This is a genomic window from Hydrogenophaga sp. FW305-3-2-15-A-LB1 (assembly GCF_058787875.1).
On the sequence record NZ_JBYTAE010000005.1, the window covers coordinates 38,146 to 44,363 of the forward strand.

A 6,218-nucleotide genomic window follows, 5' to 3' on the forward strand; every position below is an offset into this window, starting at 1 on the left:
GAATCAGGACGCTGCCGGCTCGTCCGTGCCGACGGCCGAGAACTGCACCGGACGACCCGGCACGATGGTGGAAATGGCGTGTTTGTAGACCATCTGCGTGACCGTGTTGCGCAGCAACACGACGTATTGGTCGAACGACTCGATCTGACCCTGCAATTTGATGCCGTTGACCAGATAGATCGACACGGGCACATGCTCCCGGCGAAGCTGGTTCAGGAAAGGGTCTTGCAAGAGCTGGCCTTTGTTATTGCTCACGATATGCTCCGTGTTCAATGAAAGTTAATGAGGAATGGACCATACCACAGCCGTGCGGCCGGGCCGAGGTTGAGTCGAAATTCCTACTCCTTGAAGGGATTGGCCGAGGTCTTGAACTCGATTCGCAGGGGGGTGCCGACCAGATCGAAGGCCTTGCGGAAGCGCCCTTCGAGGAAGCGCTTGTACGCGTCCGGCACGTTTTCCAGGGAGTTGCCGTGGATCACGATCACCGGGGGGTTCATGCCGCCTTGATGGGCGTAACGCATCTTGGGCCGGAACATGCCGCTGCGGGTCGGCGCCTGGAAGGCCACCGCCTCCATCAGCAGGCGGGTCAGCACCGGGGTTGACATTTTCCGCATGGCGGAAGCGTGGGCCTGGGTGATGGACTTCCAGACCGGGCCCAGGCCCTGGCGCTTCTGGGCGGAAATCAGGTGCAGCGAGGCGAACTTCAGGAAAGCAAGCCGGGTTTCAACCTGGCGCTCGATCTGGTCGCGCTGGTAGGCGTCCACCGCGTCCCACTTGTTGATCGCGAGCACCACGGCGCGGCCGCTCTCCAGGATGTAGCCGGCGATGTGGGCATCTTGGTCGGTCACGCCCTGCGTGGCGTCCAGCAGCAGCAGAACCACGTGGGCGTCTTCGATCGCCTGAAGGGTCTTGACCACCGAGAACTTCTCGATCGCCTCGAACACGCGGCCCTTGCGGCGGATCCCGGCGGTGTCGATCAGCTCGAACTTCTGGCCCGAGCGCTCGAACGGCACGGAAATGGCATCGCGCGTGGTGCCCGGCAGATCGAAGGCCACCAGGCGTTCCTCGCCCAGCCAGGCGTTGATGAGGGTGGACTTGCCCACATTGGGACGGCCCGCCACGGCCAGGCGGATCACCCCGGTCTCGACCTCGGGCTCCTCCTCGTCCTCCGGCGGCAGGCCGGGGATGAGCTCCAGGGCGCCGTCGAGCATGGAGCGAACGCCCTGCCCGTGCGCACCAGACACCGCCATCACCTCACCCAACCCGAGTTCGTAGAACTCGACCAGTTGCAGGCCTTGCGTCATGCCTTCGGCCTTGTTGGCCACCAGCAGCGTGGGCTTGCCCAGGCGGCGCAGGTAGCCTGCGATCTCGTGGTCCTGGGCGCTGATGCCAGCGCGGGCATCGACCACGAAGATCACCACATCGGACTCGGCCACGGCCTGCCGCGTCTGCTTGGCCATCTCTTTGTAGATGCCTTCGCTGGCCTCGGGTTCGAAGCCGCCGGTATCGATGACGATGTACTCGCGCCGGCCCTGACGGCCGTTGCCGTAGTGGCGGTCCCGGGTGAGGCCGGCAAAGTCGGCCACGATGGCGTCGCGTGAACTCGTCAGGCGGTTGAACAGGGTGGACTTGCCCACATTGGGCCGGCCCACCAGGGCGATGACGGGTTTCACGGAAAGAGCTTTCGTTCAGGCGGTCACGAACACGGTGTTCGTGGCGGGCATTACTGGGGACGCCAGGCGAACACGCCGCCGTTGCGTGTCTGCACCACCAGCGCATCGCCAGCGAGCACCGGCGGGGCCAGGATGGGCGAGCCGTCGGTGGTCAGGCGGGTCATTTCGCTGCCGTCTTCGCGGGAGATCAGGTGCACGAGGCCACGGCTGTCGGCCACCGCCACCACACGGCCCAGGGCCAGCGGTGCGGTCAGGCCACGGTATTTCAGGCGGTCGATGCTCCAGGCGGGTTCGCCGGTGGCGCGCTGCCAGGCCTGGAAGCGGCCATCGCTCTCGCTGCCGAAAACCAGGCGGTCATCGCCGTGCACACCCGTTGTGCCTTGCGCGGCGCGCGTCCACACCACGGTGCCTCGGCTCGCGTCCACGCAGCCCACGGCGGCCGAATAGGCCCGCGCGCAGACGCTGTTGCGGATGCGGCTGACCGGCCCCACGATGTCGACCAGGCGCTCGACTTCGTTGGTGCCTCGGGACGTGGCCACCGGTGCCTCCCAGCGCACGGATCCGTTGTCGGGGTTGAGACCCGTGAGGCGTCCCGCCAGGCCCACCACCAGGGTATCGCCCACCGCCAGCAGCGCGCCTGTCTGGCTCAGCACCAGCGGTTCTGCGGGACGGCTCTGGCTCCACAGCCGGGCGCCAGTCTTGCCATCGAAAGCCGTGACCACGCGATCGGCCGTGAGAACGAACACCCGCTCGCCCGCCACGAGGGGGGCGGTGAACGAGCGCGCGGGCAGGCGCGCGCGCCAGCGCTCGGCCCCATCGGCGATGGCCACCAACTGGTTGTTGCGGGTCACGACGGCAGCGGTCTGGCCATCGGCACCCACCCCGGCGGCGATCGGCGTGCCCAGGTTCAGGCGCCAGACATCCTTGCCGGTGGCGGCATCCAGTGCGGCCACGTTGCCCGCACCGCCGGCAACGAAAACGCGTCCGCCCGCCACGAGCGGCGCCAGCGAGGCATGGCCTTCGCCGACCTGGGCCGACCACACGAGCTGGGTGCCCATCAGGGCGGCCACAGCGGGCAACTCGGCCGGCTGCGGCTTCTTCGAACTCGAGCCACAGGCCGACAGCAAGGCGACGGCGACCAGCCCGATGACGGGCAAGGCCCGGCGCCAGGGCGCCGTGGATGAACGGGGTGTGCAGGTGACCATGGATTTCAACGTGCGGTGGAAGACAGGCTGGCGGTGTCCACGCCCAGGGCGGCGAGCTTCACCTCGACCAGCCGGCGGTACTCGGTGCGCGCGCCCAGGGCCTGCCAGGCGCTCTGATATTGCGCCTTGGCTTCATCGGCCTTGCCCTGGGCCATGAAGACATCGCCACGGCGGTCGGCCACCAGGGGTTCGAAAGACTTGGGCACGGATGCTTCCAGCGTCTTGAGGGCCTGATCGAAGGCCTTGCCTTCCACGTCCAGCGCGGCCAGGCGCAAGCGCGCCACGGCCTGGTAGGAAGCGTCGCCGGATTTCTCGACCACCCAGGTCAGTGCGGCACGGGCCTTGTCGACCTGACCGGCTTCGAACAGGGTTTTGCCTGCCAGCAGCGCCGCCTGGCTGGCGAAGGTGGTGCCGCCGAACTGGGCCTGCATGTCGGCCAGGGCGCGCTCCACGCGCTCGTTGTCGCGCGCCAGCACCGCGCGGTCGACTTCGTCGTACAGCGCGGCGGCTTTCACGCCCTGCGTGCGCTGCCAGTAGTTCCAGCCGTTCCAGGCCGCGAACGAACCGAAGACGACGATCAACACCCAGCTGATGAGGTTGCCGTACTGGGCCCAGAAGTGCTTGATCTGATCGATCTGTTCCTGTTCTTCAAGGTCGAGGTGTTTGGCCATGGTGGATGCGGGTCTGGAATTCGTGCGCCGGTTGCGCAACGGGGGATTGTAGGCGGGTGGCCCCAGGCCACCCCGTGCGGATGCGCGAACGTCAGTCGCCGCGCAGGCGGCCTCCCCAATCGGCGACGGCGTCGAGGGCCAGCAGGCTTTGCGCGGCTTCCGCGGGCGCGTCGGTGCGGGGGCCGCGCAGGGACTTGAGCGCCACCGTGCCTTGGTGCATCTCTTGTTCGCCAAAGATGAGCGCAAAGCGCGCGCCGCTGGCATCGGCCTTCTTGAACTGCGACTTCATGCTGCCCATGCCATCGGCACCGCCGGCATGCATCTGCACGTTCACGCCCTGCAGGCGCAGCGCCCGCAGCACCGGCATCACCTGGGGCACGCGGGCCGCGTCCGGCACGATCGCGTAGGCATCGGGCGCGGGCTGCTCGGGCAGGCGGCCCTGCTCTTTCAGCAATTCCAGGATGCGCTCCATGCCCATGGCCCAGCCGACCGCCGGGGCGGCCTTGCCACCGATCTGTTCGAACAGGCCGTCGTACCGGCCGCCCGCGCACACCGTGCCCTGCGAGCCCAGTTGGGTGGTGACGAACTCGAACACCGAAAGGTTGTAGTAGTCCATGCCGCGCACCAGGCGCGGGTTGATGCGGTAGGTGATGCCGTGCGCATCGAGCAGGCCGCGCAGGCGGTTGAAGTGGTCGAGCGACTCGGCACCCAGGTGGTCCATGAGGCGCGGCGCGGCGTTGACCAGGTCCTGCATGGCCGGGTTCTTGGTGTCCAGGATGCGCAAGGGGTTGCTGTGCAGGCGGCGCTTGGCTTCTTCGTCGAGCTGGTCGGCGTGCGCCTCCAGGTAGGCAATCAGGGCCTGGCGATGGGCCAGGCGCTCGGGCGGCTGGCCCAGGCTGTTGATCTCGAGTTCGATGCCGGTGAGGCCGAGTTCGGCCCAGAGGTCGCAGGCCAGCACGATGAGCTCGGCATCCACGTCCGGGCCCGCGAAGCCCAGGGCCTCGGCACCGAACTGATGGAACTGCCGGTAGCGCCCTCGCTGCGGCCGCTCGTGCCGGAACATCGGGCCCATGTAGTACAGGCGCTTGCCACCGTCGTACAGCAGCGAATGCTCCAGCGCGGCGCGCACCACACCGGCGGTGTTCTCGGGCCGAAGCGTGAGCTGCTCGCCGTTGAGCCGGTCTTCGAAGGAGTACATCTCCTTCTCGACGATGTCGGTCACTTCGCCCAGCCCCCGCACGAACAGCGCCGTGGGCTCGACGATGGGCGTGCGCAGGTTGCGATAGCCGTAGCGGCGCATCAGCGTGCGAAGGGTGTCTTCGAGCCACTCCCAGTGCGCGGACGCGGGAGGGGCGATGTCGTTCATGCCTTTGACGGCGCTCAGTTTGTCTGCCATGCAATCTCTCGTTCAGCCATGCGCCAGAGGCATCGGGTGGTCCCGATGCTCAGGACGTTGCGCCGAATTTCTTCTCGATGTAGTTTTCAACGACCTGCTGGAACTCGCGCGCGATGCCCTCGCCCCGCAGGGTCATGGCCTTCTGCCCGTCGATGAAGATCGGGGCAGCGGGCGCCTCGCCGGTGCCGGGCAGGCTGATGCCGATGTCGGCGTGCTTGCTTTCACCCGGGCCATTGACGATGCAGCCCATCACGGCCACCTTGAGGTTCTCCACCCCGGGATAGCGCGCGCGCCACAGTGGCATGGAGCTGCGCAGGTAGTCGTCGATCTGCTTGGCCAGTTCCTGGAAGGTGGTGCTGGTGGTGCGGCCACAGCCCGGGCAGGCGGTGACCGACGGCACGAAAGCGCGCATGCCCAGGGCCTGCAGGATCTCCAGCGCGATCACCACCTCCTGCGTGCGCGCTTCGCCGGGCTGCGGCGTGAGCGAGACGCGGATCGTGTCGCCAATGCCTTGCTGCAGCAGCACCGACAGCGCCGCCGCCGAGGCCACGGCGCCCTTGGTGCCCATGCCGGCCTCGGTCAGGCCCAGGTGCAGCGCGTAGTCGCAGCGCTGCGCCAAGGCCTGGTAGACCGCAATGAGGTCCTGCACGCCACTGACCTTGCAGGACAGCACGATGTTGTTGCCATTCAGGCCGATCTCTTCGGCCTTGCGGGCGGATTCGAGCGCCGAGGTGATCAGCGCCTCGTACATCACCTGCCGCGCTTCCCAGGGCACGCTGCGGTTCGCGTTTTCGTCCATCAGGCGCGCGAGCAGGTCCTGGTCCAGGCTGCCCCAGTTCACGCCGATGCGGATGGCCTTGTCGTGGCGCGCCGCGATTTCCACCATCTGCGCGAACTGGCGGTCGCCCTTGTCGCCTCGGCCCACGTTGCCGGGGTTGATGCGGTACTTGGACAGTGCCTCGGCACAGGCCGGGTGGTCGGTGAGCAGGCGGTGGCCGTTGTAGTGGAAGTCCCCGATCAGCGGCACGTTCACGCCCATGCGATCGAGCTGCTCGCGGATGTAGGGCACGGCCTTGGCGGCCTCGTCGTTGTTGACCGTGATGCGCACCAGCTCGGAGCCGGCCAGCGCCAGTTCCTTGACCTGGATCGCCGTGCCCACGGCATCGGCGGTGTCGGTGTTGGTCATGGACTGCACGCGCACCGGCGCATCGCCGCCCACCGTGACGCGGTGGTCGCCCCAGGCCACCCCCCCCTGGCGGGGGGGGGGGGGGGG

Annotated in this window: 6 protein-coding genes; all 6 read right to left on the reverse strand. The window is 67.7% G+C overall.

All coding sequences use genetic code 11. The features are described from left to right. Nucleotides 1-3: 3 nt before the first annotated feature. Nucleotides 4-273, reverse strand: coding sequence for an RNA chaperone Hfq (gene hfq / locus AC3WPZ_RS02450; protein WP_084360358.1), 270 nt, complete (start codon nt 271-273; stop codon nt 4-6). Between the two features lie 65 nt (nt 274-338). Beyond that, nucleotides 339-1,673 carry a ribosome biogenesis GTPase Der gene (der, locus tag AC3WPZ_RS02455; RefSeq protein WP_492437936.1) on the reverse strand — a complete coding sequence of 445 codons (1,335 nt, stop codon included), beginning with the start codon at nt 1,671-1,673 and terminating at the stop codon, nt 339-341. Between the two features lie 50 nt (nt 1,674-1,723). Then, nucleotides 1,724-2,878 (reverse strand): outer membrane protein assembly factor BamB, encoded by a 1,155-nt coding sequence (bamB, locus tag AC3WPZ_RS02460; protein WP_492437938.1) that lies wholly within the window; start codon nt 2,876-2,878, stop codon nt 1,724-1,726. A gap of 5 nt (nt 2,879-2,883) precedes the next feature. Further along, nucleotides 2,884-3,549: a YfgM family protein gene (locus AC3WPZ_RS02465; RefSeq protein ID WP_291113297.1), complete on the reverse strand. Its 666-nt coding sequence runs from the start codon at nt 3,547-3,549 to the stop codon at nt 2,884-2,886. Between the two features lie 91 nt (nt 3,550-3,640). Next, nucleotides 3,641-4,945, reverse strand: a complete 1,305-nt coding sequence (gene hisS / locus AC3WPZ_RS02470; RefSeq protein ID WP_492437940.1) for a histidine--tRNA ligase — start codon at nt 4,943-4,945, stop codon at nt 3,641-3,643. 49 nt (nt 4,946-4,994) lie between these two features. Then, nucleotides 4,995-6,191, reverse strand: a complete 1,197-nt coding sequence (gene ispG / locus AC3WPZ_RS02475) for a flavodoxin-dependent (E)-4-hydroxy-3-methylbut-2-enyl-diphosphate synthase (protein ID WP_492437979.1) — start codon at nt 6,189-6,191, stop codon at nt 4,995-4,997. Nucleotides 6,192-6,218: the final 27 nt, after the last annotated feature.

Coding starts and splice junctions, on each gene's coding strand:
- bamB (WP_492437938.1), bottom strand. CDS start 2,878: ATGGTCACCTGCACACCCCGTTCATCCACGGCGCCCTGGCGCCGGGCC.
- AC3WPZ_RS02465 (WP_291113297.1), bottom strand. CDS start 3,549: ATGGCCAAACACCTCGACCTTGAAGAACAGGAACAGATCGATCAGATC.
- hisS (WP_492437940.1), bottom strand. CDS start 4,945: ATGGCAGACAAACTGAGCGCCGTCAAAGGCATGAACGACATCGCCCCT.